20 protein-coding genes and 1 tRNA gene are annotated in these 19,492 nt (G+C 43.1%); 2 read left to right on the top strand and 19 right to left on the bottom strand.

Translation table 11 applies throughout. From position 1 onward, the window contains the following. Nucleotides 1-42: 42 nt before the first annotated feature. From KXD93_RS14495 to KXD93_RS14520, 6 genes are all read right to left on the bottom strand, one after another. Nucleotides 43-168: a hypothetical protein gene (locus tag KXD93_RS14495; protein ID WP_258137870.1), complete on the bottom strand. Its 126-nt coding sequence runs from the start codon at nucleotides 166-168 to the stop codon at nucleotides 43-45. A gap of 366 nt (nucleotides 169-534) precedes the next feature. After that, the gene (locus KXD93_RS14500; protein ID WP_258138086.1) at nucleotides 535-1,377 is read right to left on the bottom strand and encodes a DUF5712 family protein; all 843 of its coding nucleotides are present in this window, start codon (nucleotides 1,375-1,377) and stop codon (nucleotides 535-537) included. Then, a complete protein-coding gene (locus tag KXD93_RS14505; protein ID WP_258137872.1) occupies nucleotides 1,311-1,445 on the bottom strand; it encodes a hypothetical protein in 135 nt (44 codons plus the stop codon). Before KXD93_RS14505 ends, KXD93_RS14500 begins: the two co-directional genes overlap by 67 nt. A 14-nt stretch (nucleotides 1,446-1,459) precedes the next feature. Further along, nucleotides 1,460-2,011: a BfmA/BtgA family mobilization protein gene (locus tag KXD93_RS14510; protein WP_258137873.1), complete on the bottom strand. Its 552-nt coding sequence runs from the start codon at nucleotides 2,009-2,011 to the stop codon at nucleotides 1,460-1,462. A 397-nt stretch (nucleotides 2,012-2,408) separates the two neighbouring features. After that, nucleotides 2,409-2,735, bottom strand: coding sequence for a hypothetical protein (locus KXD93_RS14515; protein ID WP_258137874.1), 327 nt, complete (start codon nucleotides 2,733-2,735; stop codon nucleotides 2,409-2,411). Further along, complete coding sequence (locus tag KXD93_RS14520; RefSeq protein ID WP_138806944.1) at nucleotides 2,735-2,998, bottom strand: helix-turn-helix domain-containing protein; 264 nt, start codon at nucleotides 2,996-2,998, stop codon at nucleotides 2,735-2,737. Before KXD93_RS14520 ends, KXD93_RS14515 begins: the two co-directional genes overlap by 1 nt. A 309-nt stretch (nucleotides 2,999-3,307) precedes the next feature. Between KXD93_RS14520 and KXD93_RS14525 the strand changes: the two genes are divergently transcribed. Beyond that, nucleotides 3,308-4,009: a hypothetical protein gene (locus KXD93_RS14525; RefSeq protein WP_258137875.1), complete on the top strand. Its 702-nt coding sequence runs from the start codon at nucleotides 3,308-3,310 to the stop codon at nucleotides 4,007-4,009. Between the two features lie 304 nt (nucleotides 4,010-4,313). Here KXD93_RS14525 and KXD93_RS14530 read toward each other — a convergent pair whose 3' ends face one another. The 13 genes from KXD93_RS14530 to KXD93_RS14585 form a co-directional block, all read right to left on the bottom strand. Next, nucleotides 4,314-5,012, bottom strand: a complete 699-nt coding sequence (locus KXD93_RS14530; protein ID WP_258137876.1) for a zeta toxin family protein — start codon at nucleotides 5,010-5,012, stop codon at nucleotides 4,314-4,316. Beyond that, nucleotides 4,981-5,253: a hypothetical protein gene (locus tag KXD93_RS14535; protein ID WP_138806940.1), complete on the bottom strand. Its 273-nt coding sequence runs from the start codon at nucleotides 5,251-5,253 to the stop codon at nucleotides 4,981-4,983. Before KXD93_RS14535 ends, KXD93_RS14530 begins: the two co-directional genes overlap by 32 nt. Before the next feature lie 60 nt (nucleotides 5,254-5,313). Next, nucleotides 5,314-6,537 carry a site-specific integrase gene (locus KXD93_RS14540; RefSeq protein WP_258137877.1) on the bottom strand — a complete coding sequence of 408 codons (1,224 nt, stop codon included), beginning with the start codon at nucleotides 6,535-6,537 and terminating at the stop codon, nucleotides 5,314-5,316. A gap of 246 nt (nucleotides 6,538-6,783) precedes the next feature. Continuing rightward, nucleotides 6,784-6,874: transfer RNA gene (locus KXD93_RS14545), tRNA-Ser, on the bottom strand. Nucleotides 6,875-6,973: 99 nt separating this feature from the next. Beyond that, a complete protein-coding gene (locus tag KXD93_RS14550) occupies nucleotides 6,974-9,235 on the bottom strand; it encodes a CRTAC1 family protein (protein ID WP_258137878.1) in 2,262 nt (753 codons plus the stop codon). A 200-nt stretch (nucleotides 9,236-9,435) separates the two neighbouring features. Then, nucleotides 9,436-9,906, bottom strand: a complete 471-nt coding sequence (locus KXD93_RS14555; protein WP_258137879.1) for a hypothetical protein — start codon at nucleotides 9,904-9,906, stop codon at nucleotides 9,436-9,438. 130 nt (nucleotides 9,907-10,036) lie between these two features. Continuing rightward, nucleotides 10,037-11,806, bottom strand: coding sequence for a HAMP domain-containing sensor histidine kinase (locus KXD93_RS14560; protein WP_258137880.1), 1,770 nt, complete (start codon nucleotides 11,804-11,806; stop codon nucleotides 10,037-10,039). 24 nt (nucleotides 11,807-11,830) lie between these two features. Further along, nucleotides 11,831-12,961 carry a sensor protein KdpD gene (locus tag KXD93_RS14565; RefSeq protein WP_258137881.1) on the bottom strand — a complete coding sequence of 377 codons (1,131 nt, stop codon included), beginning with the start codon at nucleotides 12,959-12,961 and terminating at the stop codon, nucleotides 11,831-11,833. Nucleotides 12,962-13,104: 143 nt separating this feature from the next. Further along, nucleotides 13,105-13,668, bottom strand: coding sequence for a K(+)-transporting ATPase subunit C (locus KXD93_RS14570; RefSeq protein WP_258137882.1), 564 nt, complete (start codon nucleotides 13,666-13,668; stop codon nucleotides 13,105-13,107). A gap of 11 nt (nucleotides 13,669-13,679) precedes the next feature. Continuing rightward, the gene (gene kdpB / locus KXD93_RS14575; protein WP_258137883.1) at nucleotides 13,680-15,707 is read right to left on the bottom strand and encodes a potassium-transporting ATPase subunit KdpB; all 2,028 of its coding nucleotides are present in this window, start codon (nucleotides 15,705-15,707) and stop codon (nucleotides 13,680-13,682) included. A gap of 15 nt (nucleotides 15,708-15,722) precedes the next feature. Next, entirely contained in the window at nucleotides 15,723-17,441 is a 1,719-nt protein-coding gene (gene kdpA, locus KXD93_RS14580; RefSeq protein ID WP_258137884.1) for a potassium-transporting ATPase subunit KdpA, read from the bottom strand. Nucleotides 17,442-17,453: 12 nt separating this feature from the next. Further along, nucleotides 17,454-17,531: a potassium-transporting ATPase subunit F gene (locus KXD93_RS30625; protein WP_073406113.1), complete on the bottom strand. Its 78-nt coding sequence runs from the start codon at nucleotides 17,529-17,531 to the stop codon at nucleotides 17,454-17,456. A gap of 814 nt (nucleotides 17,532-18,345) precedes the next feature. Further along, nucleotides 18,346-18,843 carry a hypothetical protein gene (locus KXD93_RS14585; protein ID WP_258137885.1) on the bottom strand — a complete coding sequence of 166 codons (498 nt, stop codon included), beginning with the start codon at nucleotides 18,841-18,843 and terminating at the stop codon, nucleotides 18,346-18,348. A 209-nt stretch (nucleotides 18,844-19,052) separates the two neighbouring features. Here KXD93_RS14585 and KXD93_RS14590 point away from each other — a divergent pair, with 209 nt between their 5' ends. Further along, a complete protein-coding gene (locus KXD93_RS14590; RefSeq protein ID WP_258137886.1) occupies nucleotides 19,053-19,478 on the top strand; it encodes an SRPBCC domain-containing protein in 426 nt (141 codons plus the stop codon). Nucleotides 19,479-19,492: the final 14 nt, after the last annotated feature.

The following is a 19,492-nucleotide window of genomic DNA, read 5'->3' on the forward strand; positions in this document are numbered from 1 at the left end:
CGTACAAGTTTAGCCGTACATGATAGGAGTTCGATCAACTGTCTATGTCAGTTGTTTTAGCTGTTGCTGCATTTTGGCGATCTCTTGTTTTGATTGTGCTTTGAGAGTTACAATAGTTGTGCTCACCATGAACAATAGCATGGCTGCGATCTTTGATATTGCTTTCATATTTTTAATGTCCTTGTTTAAATGAACAATACAAAGTTGTTGTATTCCACAACGAATCCATTTGATCTACGGTAAGAAATAGACTTAACTTATGTTAAGACAAGCTTGACACATGTGTCTAACAATTATATCGCCTTGCCTGAAATGAAACATTGCAAAAAGTTTTCCATTTTTCCAATACCGACGCGCCAAAACCAGAAGTTTGTAAAATGGCAAATCGAAGCTGATAAATAATAATATTTCTCTTTTGTAGCGCTAATCTTATTCTTTTGGGTAGTGACGTTATTAAATTGTTGAAATAAAGCCAATAAAAAAAGAAAAATGGTTTATAGCCAAGTTGAAATGCAAATTATTGCAATATTAGGACTACCGCCCCCTGGGCCTATGCCGGTGGCGATTCCTGCCATGTACAGCCTCATCGTCCACATCATCGGTTATCTTAAAATGAATTGGTTCGCTTAAATTATCATCCAGCTTTTTGATATTTATTGCTTTGTAATTTACGATTTCTTCCTTTACCCCATCCAATGGAAGAGTACCCTCCATTTCCAGCCTACCCATTTCCAGCCGTTCAAACATGCTGCCGTTTTTTTGGGAATTAGCATACGCCATGGTTTCCTTTAGCTGCCTATCAAAGTCGAATAACTCATCAAAAAGACTTTCCCCACTTTGCTTAAAAGCCATCCTGTCAAACTGTCCCATCTTTTTGGAATGTTCCTCATTTTTACCGCGCGAGGTATTCATCGGGCTGAGCTTAATGCTATTAGTGCGGTCCTTCCGGCTGACAATAACCTGTACATGCAGCTGCTCGCCATCTTTGCGGTCGCCACGCTTTTTGATGCCTTGTTTGACTTCAGAATCGTTGTAAGTATAATACCGGTAATTCTCCAACTTGGCAAACCATACCAGCTCTTCGTGGCTGTTTACGCCTTCGCGTTTAAAGTTCTGCGCGTAAGCATCCATTACCCGAACAGCGAACCCTTTTAGTTGGTCTTTTACACCGTCATTTCCATACTGTTCCCTTAAAAAAGCGAGCTCTTTTTGGCTGGGGCTGATATTGACCAGGAAGAATTTGGAATCTGCCTTGCCTAATTTGGCGATGTTATGATCGATGGTCTGCATGACGTAATAAGGATCAATATTTACCTGCCTGCCATTGAACCAGTGTTCGGGTTCGTTTTTCTTATCGAACCTGTTCTCTTTTTCCAGGTATGAACCAGCCCGCCGCTACTTCCTTTATTGGCTGCTTCTTTACTGTCGCTGATATTGATAAACATATTTGCCGCCCGAGTTATAACAATCTGATTTGTTCTTTAACTGAATTTACTAACTCTTCTTTTTCCCTTCCTGGTGTCATCATGGTAAAAGCTTCCCTCGATTTTATATATGCATCCAGTATGGAGATAAACTGAGCCTTGAGCGTTTCCTTGCTTTTCTGATTTTGTAATATTGCTTCCATTAACCGCCCGATTTCACCAAACATAGCCGCGAGGGCATGCTGGTTATTCAGTATATCCACATTATGCGTTAACACCTCCGTATTAAAGCGGTCAATAATCTGCAGCTGCGATTCGCCGATTTTGTCCATCAATGTCTTCATCGGTACGAGCAGCATATTTTCCTGTGTTTTGATAAAACCGATGTACTGCTGGTGATTTTTCAGCAGGCTATTTTTCAATAGTTCGTCATTCAGATCCATCGGGTCTTTCTTGCTTTTATAGAAGTAGTCGACCATTTGAATAAAGACCTGGCGCTTCGTCCGGCCCAGTTTAAGGGCGATCTTTTCAAACTTCTCGTCAACCACAATGGGGAATCTCACTGACCTTAAATTAATATCTTCCATTATTCTAATCCTCTAATTTAACCAAAGCTTTATAGCATTTTCCAATTATAGAGAATACTGCCAAGTATTCTAATTTCCTTTATTACGCAGTTAAAAACCGCACTAAGTATCCCCGGAGGATACGCAAAACCCCCGTAGCGAAGCGTAGGGCAAGCAAAGTAGGGCTCTGCCCAACTTCCGCTTGCTCCTTTTCTTCCATGAAGAAAAGGACGATTAAGATCCCAGAACTTGTTCGATGCGGTCATAAAAAATGCTTAAAGTTTGTTGATTATTGCCCTGCTGATATAGCGATAGGCTGATAAATAGTTATAGCGATAGTCTCGTCTGATGCGTTCGCAGAGCATTTGTTCGCAATGAACATGCGCACTGCGAACTTTGAACTTGTTATGCATACCGTTCATCGTGCCTCAGTTTCATCTTGAACTCCTTCCGGCCAGTAAACCAGGCTCTCCTGTTTGGGACTGAAACTCGGTTGGTAGCGGATGTACCCATGTTCATCCAATTCACGAATGCACTTGTGATAGGTTGCTACCGAAGCAATCTTGGAATACACCATCAGTTGTTTGCGGGTAATGCCAAAAGGATTGGCATAGCCGCTTTTTTGCCAGCCAGCAAACAAGGCAGCGCATAAGCTGATATGCGTACTTGAAAGGCGATGGTCCTTTCCCATACGTTTGATCAGCCTGCTGTAATCTGCAAAGGCGAGGTTTATTTTGGTTGGCATTAGCGCTGGTTCCCTTCCAGTATTTTAGTAATATCCTCCAGCTTGTAATACATCATCCCGCCGATCTTCGTATAGCGCAATGTGCCATTGATCCGCAGATTCTGCAAGGTACCGGGAGAGATGCTCAGCATCTTCCGGACCTCAGCACTCTTGAGCCATTGTTTGGATTGCCCGGTGCCAGGCTTGATCATTTCCTTGATTTCGTTCAATAATTCGGTTTTGAAGATTTTTAAATCTTCCTTTGATAACAGGTCCACATTCATAAAATAGTTGTTTAGTACATGAATAGATGATAATTTGACATTACTCCACGCCCTGAACAGGCATAGGTAAGCTCCCCGAAAGAGGGATTATAGAAGATCAGCCGGTTTTGCAACCAAAGCAAATGTAAAAACTTGTTTTGATAATTTAAAATACATCAAAACTAATGATATATTTGCAGTGCGATTATGTTCGTTCGATTTAATACGAATCGGTGTTATTCGCGATAGGTTAGGAATAAATAAATTTTAATAACCTATCAAAAACCGCTAAAAAGCACTGAAAATAATTTTAAAGAAAAAGTAAAAAAATTGAAAATCTCTTTTAAAACCTATTTCAATGACCGGCTAAAGCAGGTCTACTTTCATGGCGTAACCACACATCCGCTGTATGTGCAGGTAACTTATGAGCGCAGGACCATTTTTTTTAAGAGTTATTATTTTGAGTTACTTTCCCAAGAGCGGTATTTACTTACCATACCAGGGACCAGGATCCGAAAAGGACCGGATCTGCAGGATGTTATCAAAAAGGAAACTGAAGTTATCAAATTCATTACTGACAAGCACCCCGATGATTTCTCACTGGAACTATTTAAAAATGAGTATGCGCATTACAGTAAAGATCTTTGTGACGAAATGGAAAGTGGGTTTATTAATTACCTGCATACCTTCTTCTGGGATGAGGGTATGACTGCCATAGGAGATATTATGTTGTATGGCAGTAAAAATGTCATTGCCTACGACGCTATCCGGGATATGAAAAGCTCGTTTAATAAAACCGTTTATGATAAGCTGATTGAAAACTCATTCTACTACGCGCCGCCATATTTATCTGTTTACGGTTTTATGAAAGAAATCAAACAATGGCCGATGCTGTTATTAACGGCGATGGAATGGGAACAGCCGGAAACACAAGCAGCGTTTAGGGAATATGCCAGCATAAACTTTCCCGGAATGGATCCGGTTAAACTGTTTAGCCAGGTCAATGACTGGGCTCGATTACCTGTAAAATAAAGTTGCAATATGATTGAACAATGCATTCCATTTTTTCATCTTGAGCAACAAACTGAGTTAAACCGGGTGAAAACTCAAGGGTGGGCGGCCGCTGAAAAAAAAACACTTTCGCCCATTTACATGCCCTTGAATTTTCATCCCGGTTTGGCCTAAATTCGCGAAAGGGTGAAAAAAGGAATGGAACGATGGTGGGGTGGCAAAAGGCTGTCGTGAGCTTAGCGAACGTTAGCCTGCGGGTAAGGAAAAGCTGTTTCCTGAATGCAGCATTGCGCAATGTGGAAACGGCTTTTCCTGATGGTTTTCACTACCTGCCTATAGTATAATCCCGGCCTCGCTCTTCGTCATTGTCTCGCTTCTCTGAAATGTTACCGTAGCGACCTGCAATTTGGTTAATGATCAGCGCTGCGTTTTTAGGCAGCTTATCGCTCAAATAAATTAGTTGCTGTTTTTGAATGCTCATTACAGACCTTAATTTATGATAGTCACCTGTGGCATCAATAATCTCCAGATTGTCAAAGCGGCCGGCAAAATATTCCAGATTTTTAAGCCCTTCATTGTAATTATACAGAATGCTGGCATCATCGATATAATGGCCCCCTGCTTTTACACGGGCTGCAACACGTGCCATCGACTCGGGAATACTTTGTAAAACAAGATATATCATATTTGTTTCGTAGCCATAGGATTTGAACCGTTCAGCAATATCCATCAATAAATGATCCCTGAAATTTGTTTCAATGACAAAATCCATTTTTTTCTTAATTACTAATTCTATGCAATCCTGAAAATACTGTTGAAATGCATGTCCAATACTTTCAGGAGGATAATTGGGGTATTTTAAAGCTATAGCGGCCTGTTCTTTATCCGGATCAAAGATAAATGCACCAGCAGGAGATAAATCCTTTGAGAAAGTCGATTTACCTGCTCCATTTGGCCCCGCTACAAAAATGAGCTGGGTTGGGTTTTCATATCTACAGAACTTTAATAACCTGGATATTGTCAACGCCTAATACCCTTACCAGCTCTTTATGGTCCCGGTATTCATGAACCATAATATCATCGGCAGGACATAACTTTTCATCAAAATAAACAATATAGGAATTGTTGTCCCACGCCTCTTGCGTTAGCATTTCTGCTGTCGGTCTAAGTCTTTCAGAGAGTTCTTCTGCTGACATTTCAAAAACAGATTTTCTTATGGGCTCAATCACAGCGGTGGTTGTTGGATTGTTATTAATTGTTCTCATACAAATATAATTATTTAAGTGAATTGATTTTTTTAGTTGCTGGAATTTTCATTGTCTTCTTTAAAAAGCACCTGCTTTATATTTCTCTTTTAGCAGCGCCATATCCCTGCTGACTTTCAAGTCCAATATTTTAGCGTAGTGCTGGGTGGTTTTAATATTGGTATGCCCAAGCATTTTTGAGACGGTCTCAATCGGTACCCCATTAGATAAGGTAACCGTGGTTGCGAAGGTATGCCTGGCGATGTGAAATGTGAGATCTTTGTTGATGCCGCAAACGCCTGCAATTTCCTTCAGGTAAGCGTTCATCTTTTGATTGGTTGATACAGGCAACGCTTTTCCTTTTATTATGCAAAAAGGATCGTTACTATATTTCTCCAGTATCGTAAGCGCCGCGGGTAACAACGGCACTTTCGTCGGCGTATTCGTTTTTAAACGTTTAGTGACGATCCACATCTCTCCGTCAGCCCCTTTTATGATCTCCGATTGCTTTAGTTTTTGTACATCTGCATAAGCCAGGCCTGTAAAACAACAGAAAAGAAAAATATCCCTGACTTGGTTTAGCCGGTCGGTATAGAAAGCTTTCTCTGATATTTGTCTAATCTGATCGGCATTAAGAAATATCCTGTCTACCTGTTTTACTTTGGCTTTATAATTTACAAAAGGATCTTTCTCTAACCATCCGCTGGCCAGGCAGATACGGATGATCTTTTTGAAGTTCTTAATGTATTTAACCGCTGAGTTGTTGGCGCATTTTTTTTCGGAACGCAGGTAAAATTCATAATTACTGATAAAATCATGGTCGACAGCTTTAACATCAATATCAGCTACCTGGTATTTCCACTCCATAAAGCTTTGGGTGTGGCGCAAAGAGGTTTCATAACGCGTAACCGTACCTGCCGCGTATTCGTTACCCACTAAAGCTGCCACCTTTTTATTATGGTCTTTAAAAACAGCGATCAGCATTTTTGCTTTTTCACTTTTGCCCAGCAGCTTATTTTTGATTAATTCTGCCGTTATCGTAGCACCCGATTCGGTTAGTATTTTATGCGCGTCATAAACCTGCGTTTGCAGGTTATCCAGGTAAGCATTCAATGACCTGACTTCTTCTTTTGTCCCCCGGAACCTTCCGGTAGTATTGTTCCAGTGAGCAGGCAGGCATTCCCTCCCTGAGGTAGTTTCGGCGCGTTTACCATTTACAGTAATACGCAAATAGATAGGCATTGGCCCATTTTCGTAATTTTTTGGTCTCTTTAGATAAAAGAGCAAGCTAAATGTAGTTTTCATACGTTTTTAAGCGTTAAAAAGTGAAACAAAAGTAAGCTTGCAATTAGAACTTTACAAGATGTTCAACACTTGAACATGTTGAATATCAAATAGATGTGTAGATATTGGTGAGTAAGAGAATTCCTAAAATTACTCACCGAATTACGCCCTTTTTTGTAGCGAATTGGTGAATAATATAGTCGTTTAACCTAAAAACAAAAGCCTGCAATTATTTGATTTGCAGGCTTTTGTTTTTTATATTGAACCTGGCGGAGAGGGAGGGATTCGAACCCTCGATACCCTTTTGAAGTATACACACTTTCCAGGCGTGCTCTTTCGACCACTCAGACACCTCTCCGTATTTTTAGGATTGCAAATGTAAAATAATTGCGCGGATGGACAATGAAACTGTTTGATTTAGTTTAAAGAGCGATCATTCCATGTCTAACCCGGAAGATTATTTATTTTTTACTTGCGCCACTAACGGATAACAAATTGTATTGGAAACGCCGCGGAAATTAAGCTGTTTTAAATGGATTGGATGTGCCACGTTATCTCCCTCGGCAATATGTAGAAATTGATTTGGGGTGATGTTTCTAAAGAACTGTGTCTTCTGGCTCCCTGCCCATTGTATTGCTATCTCATCAATGATTTTCGCTTGGCCTATGCCTATTTCCTGCTGCAATGGTGACGAACCAAAGCTTCCGCCCGAATTTACGTCATGATATACACTTCGCTTAATCCCATTTTCGGTAAATGTCACTTTAATGTGGCTGCCTATTGCGGCTTTGTTTGCGGTAACTCCTTCCAGCTTCAGACTGATCCAGTTATTAGTTCCCTGCCCGGGATTTAAGTATAACGAATTGGCATAGGCATCGCCGCTGTAGGTCCCTCCCATATCGATATAAATATCCTGCCTGCCTATGTTCCTAAAATCGGCAAAGGCAACGCCATGCCCCTTTTGCAAATTACCAACACGGGCAGATTTGGTAACATCCGCAAATCTTTTACCTCCCATATTCTTAAACAGCTTGTTTGGCACCAGCGACCTGAAATCGGGATTGCCGGTACCGAAATACATGTCGGGGTAGCCATCGTTATCGATGTCGCCAAAGTTGGCGCCCATGGCAAAAACCACCTTATTAAGCCCTACCTCTTCAGTTACATTTGTAAAGGTGCCGTCCTTGTTGTTGCGGTATAAAAATATGTTCCCTGCCCCTTTTACCGGTTTGCCCAATGCCTCCGCTGCCGCAAAATAGCCCAAAGTGGTGCTGTAGCTTTTAAAATCAAAATTATCGGCTATGATATCGGGCCACCCGTCGTTATTGTAGTCAAAAAACCAGGTGGCAAAGGTTGGGCGGTTATCACCGGCAAATCCAGCCTTATCGGTAACATTTTCAAAATCGATAGCCTTACCGGGCTTGGTAATGTTTTTGAGCAGGAATTTTTTGCCGTCAATCCCGGAAATAAAAAGGTCGGGCTTGCCGTCATTGTTATAATCTGCCGACGTCACTCCTTTTATAAAGCCGTCCATATCGCAATGTGCCTGCTGTGCCACATTGGTGAATCCCTTGCCATGATCATTGATGTACAACGCGCATTTTTCAATATCATCCGGACTTTTTGATTCATATCCTATAAATACGTCAAGCCATCCATCACCATTAAAATCGGCCCATACCGCTGTTTGTGTGGAATGGCAGTAAAGCAGGCCGACATTTGTAGTTACATCTGTAAATGTTCCATCGCCGTTATTGCGCAATAGTGAACTGGGCTGGTTTCCGAAGCCCTTCTCGAGCCAGGCGCCCCTTAATACAAAAACATCCGGCCTCCCATCGTTGTTGTAATCCGTTTGCTGGATATTTAAGCCGCCTGTTATTCCCTTCAGTCCGCTTTGCGCGGTGCGATCGGAAAATGTGCCATCCTGGTTGTTTTGGAAATAATGCATCTCATCGTCCAAACCCATGCCCGATGTCATGATATCCATATAACCATCCCCATTAAAATCATCAACAATAACCCCGCCCGCCTTGTTGTCAACGGTTAATTTAAGCGCGGAGGCTGCATCTGTGAAAGGGTTTACCTTGTAACCGGTATCCACATCCAGGTTAGGGATCAACAGCTTGGCAGGCACGTTTTTAGGGTAGCCGCCCAGTGTCATAAAAGCAATATTCAAGAGCCATCGGGATTCCAAATCGTTTACACTGTCCTTTAGTATTTGTTCGTATAGCTTAATAGCCTTTTGCGAGCCGGTTTGAATGGTGTGAACACCACGTTCCTGAATCGGAAAAACGCACGACGAGCCAGTATGGTTTAACATGCAATTGTTTCGCTCACCCAGCCGGACACAGGCAATGGCTGCCTCCGGAAGCATTTGCGCGCTTATTGCCGGATCCAACCTGTCAAGCAGATTTTCATATATCGTAACCGCCTCTTGTTCCCGCCCTAACTTAACCAGCAGAGATGCCTTTACATAGTTATAAAAATTAATGTCGCCCTGGTTTGCGCTGGCACGTATCTCAGAGTCAATTTTAACCAGCTGCGGCGCAGGATCATTAAAATTTAACCTGCTATTGTTTCTCACCCGCAGTTCCGTCAGTATTTTTATCATCTGCTGATGAGAAGAATCTCCGCACGACGAAAATAGCCCAATTACAAGTGCAGCTATAATTAGGGTATATGCCCTTAATGGCAAATAACTGGCAGTCGGAAAATTCATTTATCAGGTGTTAAGGTATAATGATTGGTTAGATCAACTGGTGCATACACAAACTGTTGCAAAGCGCTTTTTAAATTTAACTGAAAAGTTAGCAAAGGAGCGTTTGTACTAAATTTGTTACATGCAGGTTAATTTACTTGCTGGGTGGAAAGCAAATCAATATGACAGTGAAGAGGGGTTAAATACAGGGTAAATCAACCTTACTCCTCGCCCAGGTTTTTGACTTTTAATTGCTCAAGGAACCTTTCTACCGGTGAATAATCATAAAAAGTCTTATCGCTTAATAAAATCCTGTTTCCTTCGTCGAGATAAATATAGATCCCAAAATAACTTTGTGACCGATCTTTCATAGTTGTTGTAGCGTAACCGGTAATGTCGTATATGCTAATATTTTTTGGTGGCAGCTTTAAATATTTAAATGTCAGCGTTTTTGATTCATCGTCAATTATCACCCAAAAAGGCATTGAATAAAGTTTGATTAGGAATCCAATATTGAACACGAGTGCAACGAGCACTAAAAGCCAGTCTTTAGCAGCCTGGTCATGCAGATGGTGCTTTCCCTTTGGAAAAATTACGCCATAAATAAAATACAGCAGGGCGACAAATAGTATGATTTGTAAAATTATTCTACCGTAAAGTGCGTCTTTTTTGGGGCTTATTTCGGTTAACATAGCAGGTTTGAATACGATGAAGGTACATTTTTTTGGGGGAAGGGCAAGAGTTTTAAATCTTACTAGCACCCGTCATCGCAATTATCCTTTCATCCTGAAATCAAGTCAATCAAGGTTCAGAAAAAGACACCTACCCCTTCCCCTTCATCTCCTGGTGTGCCGGCAGCGAAAAGTAAAAGGTACTTCCCTCGCCTATGGCGCTTTCCACCCAAATTTCACCTTGCTGAGCCTCTATAAAATCCTTTGAGATGGCAAGGCCCAAGCCCGAGCCTGACTTATTTTGCCCGTCAGTAGGCACCTGGAAATAGCGCTCAAAAAGCCTTTGCTGGTATTGTTCATCTATCCCCTTGCCAAAATCTTTTACAGCAAAGATCACCTTATCGCCTTCTTCCTTCAGCTCGATAATAACTTTTGATTTTCCGCCACTGTAACGCAAAGCGTTCGACAGGAAATTAACCAGCACCCAGGCAGTTTTCTCCAAGTCTGCATGTACCCTCGAAATACTTGCCGGCGCCATTACCTGTAAACTGATCCCTTTTTGCTCAGCCGGGAATTTAACAGAATTTAGCGCATAGTTTACAATCTCACGGGGATCAGATACTACAAAGTTCAGCTGGATGTTGCCGGTTTCCACTTGCGAAAGATCAAGTAGTTCGCTGGTGATTTTCAGCAGGCGGTCGCTATCGTCCTTGATATGCCCCAGCAATTCGGTTTGTTGCGGATTAACCGGGCCTATCCGCTCATCGTTCAGCAATTTCAGGCTCATTTTTATGGACGAGATAGGTGTTTTGAGTTCATGCGAGATGGTGGCGATAAAGTTTGTTTTGGCTTCATCACGCTCTTTAAACTCCGTAACGTTCCGCAGCACATACACCTGCCCTACCGACTTACTGCCAATGCTTACCACATCGTTTGGATTTGGATCGAGGTTTGGAATTACGATCTCGCGGTTCTCCAGCTGGAAATAAGATTCCTTGCCGTTAAGCGCAATTTTAAATGATCGTAGTGCACTGTTTTCTATAATGGATTTGAACAGGTCATTGGTGGCCGTAAATTTCTCTGCAGGCTGCCCAACTATCTTTTTCTCCTTTAAATTTAAAATATTTTCGGCAACGGTATTAATAAACAAGATCTCGTTCTTCTCATTTAAACCGATAATGGCATCCTGCATTTGTTCGATGATGGTTTCAATCCGTTGTTTTTCAGAAAGCACCGTGGCAAGGTTGCTGTTTTCCCATTCCTGCAGCCGGTCGCTCATTTCGTTAAATGCTGTGGCTACATCTGCAAACTCGTCATTAGCACTGAAGTTAAGGTGCTGGTTATAATTTTTCTGGCCTATTTCGCGGATCCCGTCGACAAGTTTCCTCAATGGATCAGCAATAAAGCCCGGGAAATTAACACTAAAGCTAAACAGTACCAGGAACGTGAAGGTGCCCACCAGGCCCAACAAAATGGTTGCTTTGTTTACCGATGCTTGCGCCCGGTCATTCTTACGAACAATCGCCTGCATATTTAACAGTTCTATTTTCCTGAGCTGCGCCCGTGCATGATATTGGGCGCTATCCCGTTGTAGCGGACTGCTATCCGGCGCCTGTAGCACATCAAAATATTTTCTCAAGCCTACAGTAGCTTCCTTCTCCCCCTTTTCAGTGATATTATTTTCCTGCAGCACCAGGTGGTGGTTAAAATCGGTAATGGCCTTTTGGTTTAAAGGCAGCTTATTTTCATCAAGTACGGTACGCATTTCCCGCGCAAAACTTAACGACTCATAATTATTCTTAAGGATCACCTTTGCGCTGTCGGATATTTCATGGATATAAAATATAGCTACCACACCAAAAAAAAGTACGATAACGAAAAGGAAGCCGAACCCAAGACGGAGTTTATTTTTAATTTTCATGGCTATAACTGGTTAGTATTCACATCAGGACAAAATGACCAAATCAATTTCTGTCGCTGCTATTTTATTTAAAAGTTCATTAAAAACTGCTGTCCGCAGGATCACCTGGAACAGGCTTAGATGCGGCTTGCCAATGCAAATGGTGGTAACCTCGCGTTCCTCGGCTACCTGCATCATTGTTTTGGTTATGTTGTCGCTTTTTATTTTCATTACCTCGCCGCCAAGCTCGGTAGCTAATTTAAAGTTATTTATCAGGTGGCGCTGCTTATCCAATTTTATCCGGTCGCCGCTCTCCTTGCTGCTTTGTACATACAGCACTATCCACGGTGAGCGGTAATAGCTGGCCAGTCGTGCCGTTTTACGGATCACTACCTTTGCAATTTCGGCATTGGATGAAATACAGGCCAAAAACTTTTCGGGCCGCAGCTTAATCTGCTTCGGAATCTCTATATCTATCTTTCGCTCCACATGGTGCGCCACTTCTTTTAATGCCAGCTCCCGCAATTGCAGGATCTTATCCGGCTGAAAGAAGTTTTGCAGCGCAATATTTATCTTACTCTTGTCGTAGATCTTGCCCTCCTTTAACCTGTCGATCAACTCATCGGCAGTAAGATCTATATTAACAATTTCATCTGTTTGCTCCAGCACCTTATCCGGAATACGTTCGGTGATCGGGATCCCGGTTATCGACTCGATCTCCTGGTTCATGCTTTCCAGGTGCTGAATATTTACCGCCGAAATCACGCTGATGCCCGCATCCAATATGTCAAGCACATCCTGCCAGCGCTTTCCGTTCTTGCTGCCTTCTACATTGGTATGGGCAAGCTCATCAACAATAACCACCTCCGGATGCCGGTTTAAAATACCAGCCAGGTCCATTTCCTCCAGTTCCTTGCCTTTGTAAAAGATCTTCCGTCGCGGTATTACAGGCAGGCCGGCTAATAACGCATGCGTTTCGGCCCGGTTATGGGTTTCAATATAACCAATCTGAATGTCGATCCCGTTTCGCTGCAGGGCATGTGCCTCTTGCAGCATCCGGTAAGTTTTACCTACACCAGCGCTCATGCCGATATAAATTTTAAACTTTCCCCGCCTTGAATGTTTCACAAGTTCGATGAAAGTTTTTACCGGATCGGGATTGTTTTCTTCTGACATGGTCTTATTAAAACTAACACTTTTAATTTAGGGTGGCTTTCTCGTTCGCCTCACCTAAATCCTCTCCAAAGGAGAGGACTTTAGCTTCGCTCTTTTTAAGCCCCTCTCTATTGGAGAGGGGTTGGGGGTGAGGCGTTAAGCATTTATTTCAGCCCATCCAGCGCCACATTCAACTTAAGCACATTGATCCTTGCGGGACCAAATATACCCAATAATGGCTGTTCAATTTGGCTGCTCACCAGTGCTGCCACTTTTTGCTCGTCCAATTTACGGAATTGGGCAACACGTTTCACCTGGATCTGTGCAGCTTGTACAGAAATATCAGGATCAAGACCACTGCCTGAAGCAGTTACCAAATCGGCAGGAATCTCGCTGCGTTTAAGGTATGGATGATATTTCAAAAGGGTGTCAATCCTGTTGGACACATCCTTCAAATAATCAGGATTGCTCGGGCCTTTGTTAGAACCTCCCGAACCGGCGGCATTATAAGCCACTGCCGATGGCCTTCCCCAAAAATACTGGGGCTTGGTAAAGCTTTGGCCAACATTGGCGTAGCCAACAACCTTGCCGTTTACTACTATTGTTTCGCCGTTACCGGCACCTTTTGAAAGCTTACCGGCAAGCATGATGGATACCGGGTAGATAACACATAATACTATGGTAAGTACTATGGTGATCCTTATGGATGGAATAAGATACTTTTTCATTTCTCTAATTATTAGATTATATGTGCAACAATCAAATCAATTAATTTGATGCCGATAAACGGTGCGATAACACCGCCAACACCATAGATCATCAGGTTACGGCGCAGTAATGCGCTTGCGCCTATTGGTTTGTATTCAACCCCTCTTAAAGCCAGCGGGATCAGCATCGGGATAATGATGGCGTTAAATATAACAGCCGATAAAATAGCCGATTCCGGACTGTGCAATCCCATTATATTGATGCTTTGCAATGCTGGTATAGAGGCCATAAACAAGGCTGGTACAATGGCGAAATACTTGGCCACGTCGTTCGCTATGGAGAATGTGGTAAGCGTTCCGCGGGTGATCAACAACTGCTTGCCGATCTCAACGATCTCGATCAGCTTGGTTGGGTCGTTATCCAAATCCACCATATTACCGGCTTCCTTAGCTGCCTGGGTACCACTGTTCATGGCAACACCTACGTCGGCCTGTGCAAGCGCAGGGGCGTCATTTGTACCGTCGCCCATCATGGCTACCAGCTTGCCGGCGTTTTGCTCCAGCTTAATGTAGTTCATTTTGTCCTCGGGCTTAGCTTCCGCTATATAGTCGTCAACACCAGCCTTTTCCGCAATAAATTTGGCGGTTAAGGGGTTATCACCGGTAACCATTACAGTTTTTACACCCATTTTGCGCAGGCGGTCAAAACGTTCGGCGATGCCGGTTTTAATGATATCCTGCAACTCTACAACACCAAGGATCTTCTCGTTTTGCGAAACTACCAGCGGTGTACCGCCATTTGATGCAATGATCTTTACCCTTTCGTCAACTTCTCCAGGGTAAGGATTACCGGCCTTTAGGGCGATATTTCTTATCGAATCTGACGCTCCCTTACGGATGCGCAAGCCATCAGGTGTATTGATCCCGCTCGACCTCGTTTCTGCTGTAAACTTCACAAATTCTGAATTTGCAGGAGCAACAGGTAATTTAAAGTGACCGGCAGCCAGCTCAACTATTGATTTACCTTCCGGTGTTTCGTCGGCCAATGAGCCAAGTACACAGGCGGTGATCAAATCATCAGGCGCTACGCCGCTGGCGGGCCAAAAGTGAGTCGCTTTACGGTTACCGATGGTGATGGTACCGGTTTTATCCAGCAACAACACGTCAATATCTCCCGCTGTCTCAACCGCTTTACCCGATTTGGTGATCACGTTGGCACGTAAAGCCCTGTCCATCCCGGCAATACCGATGGCTGATAAAAGGCCGCCGATAGTTGTCGGGATCAGACATACAAACAATGAGATCAGGGCTGCTATAGTGATAGGGGTATTTGCATAATTTGCGAAAGGCTGCAGCGTAACACAAACGATGATAAATATCAGTGTAAAGCTGGCAAGCAAAATTGTTAAGGCAATTTCGTTTGGTGTTTTCTGGCGCGATGCACCCTCTACCAAAGCAATCATCTTATCCAAAAAGCTTTCGCCCGGCTGGGTTGATACCATTACCTTTATTTCGTCAGACAATACCTTGGTACCACCTGTTACTGATGATTTATCACCGCCCGATTCGCGGATAACCGGTGCCGATTCGCCTGTAATGGCTGATTCGTCTATCGTGGCAATCCCCTCAATGATCTCGCCATCTGTAGGGATAGTGTCGCCTGTTTCGCAGATAAACACATCCCCCTTGCGTAAATCGCTTGATGATTTGTTTACGATGGTTCCATCAGGCATAACAACCTTTGCAGGTGTTTCCTGGCGGGTTTTGCGTAAGCTATCTGCTTGTGCCTTTCCGCGTGCTTCGGCAATTGCCTCAGCAAAGTTGGCGAAAAGCACGGTTAAAAGCAGGATAATAAATATGGAAACGTTATACCCAAATGATCCCTGGTCATGGTGCGAAAAGCTGTAAACGCTCACTACCGCCATTACCAATGTACCTACCTCCACGGTAAACATAACCGGGTTGTGAATCATCACCCTGGGATCCAGTTTAATGAAGGACTCCTTTAAGGCAGTTTGAACCTGGGCTGATTCAAATAATTTATTTGATTGATTTTTCATTTTCTGATTTATCTATTACTTAAGCATGGAAAAATGTTCTGCCAATGGGCCAAGCGCAAGCGCCGGGAAGTACGACAAGGCGTTCAGTACTACGATGACAGCAAAAGTCATTATTCCAAAAGTGAGCGTATCGATTTTTAAAGTACCGGCTGATTCCGGGATGAATTTTTTCTGTGCAAGCAAGCCTGCTATAGCCACCGGGCCGATAATCGGCAGGAAGCGTCCTAAAAGGATCACTATCCCGGTTGTTACGTTCCAGAAGATGTTACCATCGCCCAAACCCTCGAAACCTGAACCGTTATTGGCGTTTGATGAAGTATACTCATACAACATCTCCGAAAAGCCATGGTATTTAGGGTTATTGAGCCATGTGGATGGTTTTACAGCCCAATCAATATTGGCATGAGCAGTTACCATATAGCTGGCAAGCGCTGTTCCCGCCATAATAAGGAACGGACTTAGCAGCGTTATCAGCGCAGCAATCTTGACCTCCCGTGCCTCTACTTTATGGCCGAGGAACTCAGGGGTTCGACCAACCATCAAGCCGGATATAAACACTGCGATAATTACATATATAAAGTAGTTCATAAGCCCTACTCCGCAGCCGCCGAAGAAGCCGTTCACCATCATGGCCAACAATTGCCATAAACCGGTAAGGGCCATTGTACTGTCGTGCATGCCGTTAACCGAACCTGTTGAGGTTACTGTGGTCAACACGCTCCAATAAGCCGTGGCTGTTGGCCCAAAGCGCACTTCCTTGCCTTCCATAGCTCCGGTTGATTGACTGATTCCCATTTTTGCGATCAGCGGGTTACCATTCAGTTCGCCGGTTACGGTTGGTATCATGAACATCATCACCCCAAACATCATCACCCCAAACATCATCCAGGCTAATTTTTTACGGCGGATAAAGAAACCAAATGCCAGGATCATTGCTACCGGTACGATGAACTGGGCAATAATTTCAGTCATGTTGGTAAGGTAATTCGGATTTTCAAGCGGGTGGGCAGAGTTTGCGCCAAACCAGCCGCCGCCGTTTGTACCTAAGTGCTTAATAGCTATCATTTGTGCAGCAGGGCCGCGCGACACGTTTACGGTATCGCCCTGCAGCGAAATAAATTTATCCTTGCCTGCGTAGCTGCTTGGCGTACCATTAAAGGTTAAGATCAACGCAATTACTATCGACAATGGCAACAGTAAACGGGTGATGGATTTTAAAAAGAAGTTCCAAAAGTTACCAAGGTCGGTAGCTGTTTTATCCCTGAACGCCTTAAATATGGCAACCGCGCAAGCCATCCCGGTTGCGGCACTAGTGAAGTGCAGGAACATAAAGATGTAGTGCTGGGTGAAATAAGTGGCGCCGCTCTCGCCTGAATAATGTTGCAGGTTACAGTTGGCCACAAAGCTAATAATGGTATTGAAGGCAAGGTCGGCAGATTGGCCTGTGTTGCCATCAGGATTCAGCGGTAGCTTATCCTGGTGCATCAATACAAAAAAGCCGTATACGAGCCATAAAATATTGATGGTCATCATTGCCTTTAAAAACTGTTTCCAGTTCATGGGCTCATTTGGGTTGATGCCGGATAATTTAAAAATTCCGTTTTCGATGGGCTTCAAAAAATCCGTCCATATTTTTTCCCCGGCATACATTTTAGCCAGGTACTTGCCAAGCGGGATTGCGATCAGCATGGTGATGGCAAACGAGGCAATAATTCCAAATAGTTCAGTGTTCATTGCGATTTACAATTAAAATTTTTCGGGTTTAAGCAGCACATATATCATGTATATGAAAACTGCAATTGCTACGATGAATAGGGCTAACATGATTTTTAGATTTTTTCGAAATAGTCAATGGATTTAAAAATGAGCCAGCAGCCAATTAGCAGGGCTATGAAGAGAATGATTGTGTTCATATTTTATTTAATTAATTTAGAGTTGACGATGATGCAGTATAAAGGTACCCCTGTTATTAGCGGGTTAAAATGACCCTGATCACTAAAAAACATAACACCATAAGCAAATAGCAATTTGATAACCAATAGCTTATGCCACAACTTGCAAAAGAATCTGTTTGCAAAGCGAAAGGGGCGGAAATAGCTTGGTTATTGTTCATTGTCTTTTATTTTCACAGTGGTTGGCAAAGGGCAGGCCAGTGATTTTTTAATTATTATAAATACCTGTATATTAATTAATTAAACTAACATCAATTGCTGAAATAATATAATTTTAAGAAAACAGGTCTATCATTTTGATAGGGTTTATTATCAAAAATGATAGGGGGCGCTATGATTTAAGGGTGCTATTCTTATAAGAGAAGCTTGTCATAACTATAGGTAGAAAACGAGTGAAGTCTGAACGCGTTTTCTTCCGATGGCATGCGGTGGAGGATATAGTATAGTAAGGAAAGATGGTGGATGCAGAATGGGGTGAAATTGAAACAAAAGGAGCAGTTGCGGTAAGACTTTCATGGTCATCAAATTTGTCCTGAGCGAGAGCAAAGTATCTTCTACATGGACCATGTGTTTCCACTTGATAAGTCGTTGGCACAGCAATCCACCCTAAATGTCGCTTGCTGAAGATCTTTCGCTGCGCTAAAGAGATAGTTTTTCGCCTCAGCTCAATATGACAAAGAACCGGCTTACCCCTGCTCAACCGGAAATGGAACAGATTCCTGCTCGTCAAAATTCTTCCAGTCGTATTCTATATTGTTCATTTTTATGTAGTAGGGGATAGTTGCGATCAGCTCCAGCCTGATGCTGATGGAATGAGGGCCGATAAGGGAATAGACAATAACACCGCAACAGATAACAGTGCTGGTTATGGCGTCGATTTTTGCAAAATCGATAGCCCAGTTTTTTTCCGTCCAGAGACCAAACGCGGTGATACCTTTAAAAGCAAAAAGCAGCATCACAAATATCCCGATAAGGGAAAATGGGTCGTCGGTTGATAAACCCAGCAACGAAACAGCGAACGTGCGCCTTAATAAACCGAAAACCACGGCTACCGGCATTAATGCACCAAATACCAGGAAGATCCATGTAAAACCGATTACCCACCACGGCAACAGGCTTCTTCTGCGTTTAAATTTTTTGAATCCGGTAATATTTTCAGGTTCGGTCAATTGATTTTGGTCCATGGATAAGTTGGTTTGTTTTGGTGTTTAAATGTAGTGAAAAGATTTAGTTATTGTCGCCCAACGTGAAGCTCACTTCATTATTCAACATTCGTTATTGAGTGTTCGTTATTCCTACTTTCCCCCTGGCACAATCTCCCCCTCACATTGTCACTACCACCCTGCGCCATTTTTGCTGCAAGGCCTTATGTTTGTATAACAAAATAATCATTATGAGTAACGCCGAAAAAACTACCCTCACCGCACAAGTTGAAATAAACGCACCCATTGAAAAAGTTTGGGCGCTGTGGACCACGCCCGAGGATATTATGCAATGGAATAATCCAGATGACACCTGGCATACGCCCCGCGTAGAAAACGACCTGCGTCCCTTTGGCAAATTCCTGTTCGCCATGGCCCTGAAGGACGGCAGCCTCAACTTCGATTTTACCGGTACCTACGACGAGGTGATCACCAACCAATTCATCTCCTACACCCTTAACGACGGCCGCCACAGCGCCATCACCTTTATAGCGGGTACACCAGTAAAGTTGGTGGAAACCTTTGAACCCAATGACGACCATCCCCATGCTATGCAGCAGGAATTTTGCCAGGCGGTGCTGGATGGGTTTAAGAAGTATGTGGAGGGAAAGGGATGACCATTAGAATGCCG

Origin of the sequence: Mucilaginibacter phenanthrenivorans (assembly GCF_024721155.1) — a bacterium.
Classification (GTDB): Bacteria; Bacteroidota; Bacteroidia; order Sphingobacteriales; family Sphingobacteriaceae; genus Mucilaginibacter; species Mucilaginibacter phenanthrenivorans.

Coding starts and splice junctions, on each gene's coding strand:
- KXD93_RS14495 (WP_258137870.1), bottom strand. CDS start 168: ATGAAAGCAATATCAAAGATCGCAGCCATGCTATTGTTCATGGTGAGC.
- KXD93_RS14505 (WP_258137872.1), bottom strand. CDS start 1,445: ATGTTTATCAATATCAGCGACAGTAAAGAAGCAGCCAATAAAGGAAGT.
- KXD93_RS14510 (WP_258137873.1), bottom strand. CDS start 2,011: ATGGAAGATATTAATTTAAGGTCAGTGAGATTCCCCATTGTGGTTGAC.
- KXD93_RS14515 (WP_258137874.1), bottom strand. CDS start 2,735: ATGCCAACCAAAATAAACCTCGCCTTTGCAGATTACAGCAGGCTGATC.
- KXD93_RS14520 (WP_138806944.1), bottom strand. CDS start 2,998: ATGAATGTGGACCTGTTATCAAAGGAAGATTTAAAAATCTTCAAAACC.
- KXD93_RS14535 (WP_138806940.1), bottom strand. CDS start 5,253: ATGAGAACAATTAATAACAATCCAACAACCACCGCTGTGATTGAGCCC.
- KXD93_RS14540 (WP_258137877.1), bottom strand. CDS start 6,537: ATGAAAACTACATTTAGCTTGCTCTTTTATCTAAAGAGACCAAAAAAT.
- KXD93_RS14550 (WP_258137878.1), bottom strand. CDS start 9,235: ATGAATTTTCCGACTGCCAGTTATTTGCCATTAAGGGCATATACCCTA.
- KXD93_RS14555 (WP_258137879.1), bottom strand. CDS start 9,906: ATGTTAACCGAAATAAGCCCCAAAAAAGACGCACTTTACGGTAGAATA.
- KXD93_RS14560 (WP_258137880.1), bottom strand. CDS start 11,806: ATGAAAATTAAAAATAAACTCCGTCTTGGGTTCGGCTTCCTTTTCGTT.
- KXD93_RS14565 (WP_258137881.1), bottom strand. CDS start 12,961: ATGTCAGAAGAAAACAATCCCGATCCGGTAAAAACTTTCATCGAACTT.
- KXD93_RS14570 (WP_258137882.1), bottom strand. CDS start 13,668: ATGAAAAAGTATCTTATTCCATCCATAAGGATCACCATAGTACTTACC.
- kdpB (WP_258137883.1), bottom strand. CDS start 15,707: ATGAAAAATCAATCAAATAAATTATTTGAATCAGCCCAGGTTCAAACT.
- kdpA (WP_258137884.1), bottom strand. CDS start 17,441: ATGAACACTGAACTATTTGGAATTATTGCCTCGTTTGCCATCACCATG.
- KXD93_RS30625 (WP_073406113.1), bottom strand. CDS start 17,531: ATGTTAGCCCTATTCATCGTAGCAATTGCAGTTTTCATATACATGATA.
- KXD93_RS14585 (WP_258137885.1), bottom strand. CDS start 18,843: ATGGACCAAAATCAATTGACCGAACCTGAAAATATTACCGGATTCAAA.
- KXD93_RS14590 (WP_258137886.1), top strand. CDS start 19,053: ATGAGTAACGCCGAAAAAACTACCCTCACCGCACAAGTTGAAATAAAC.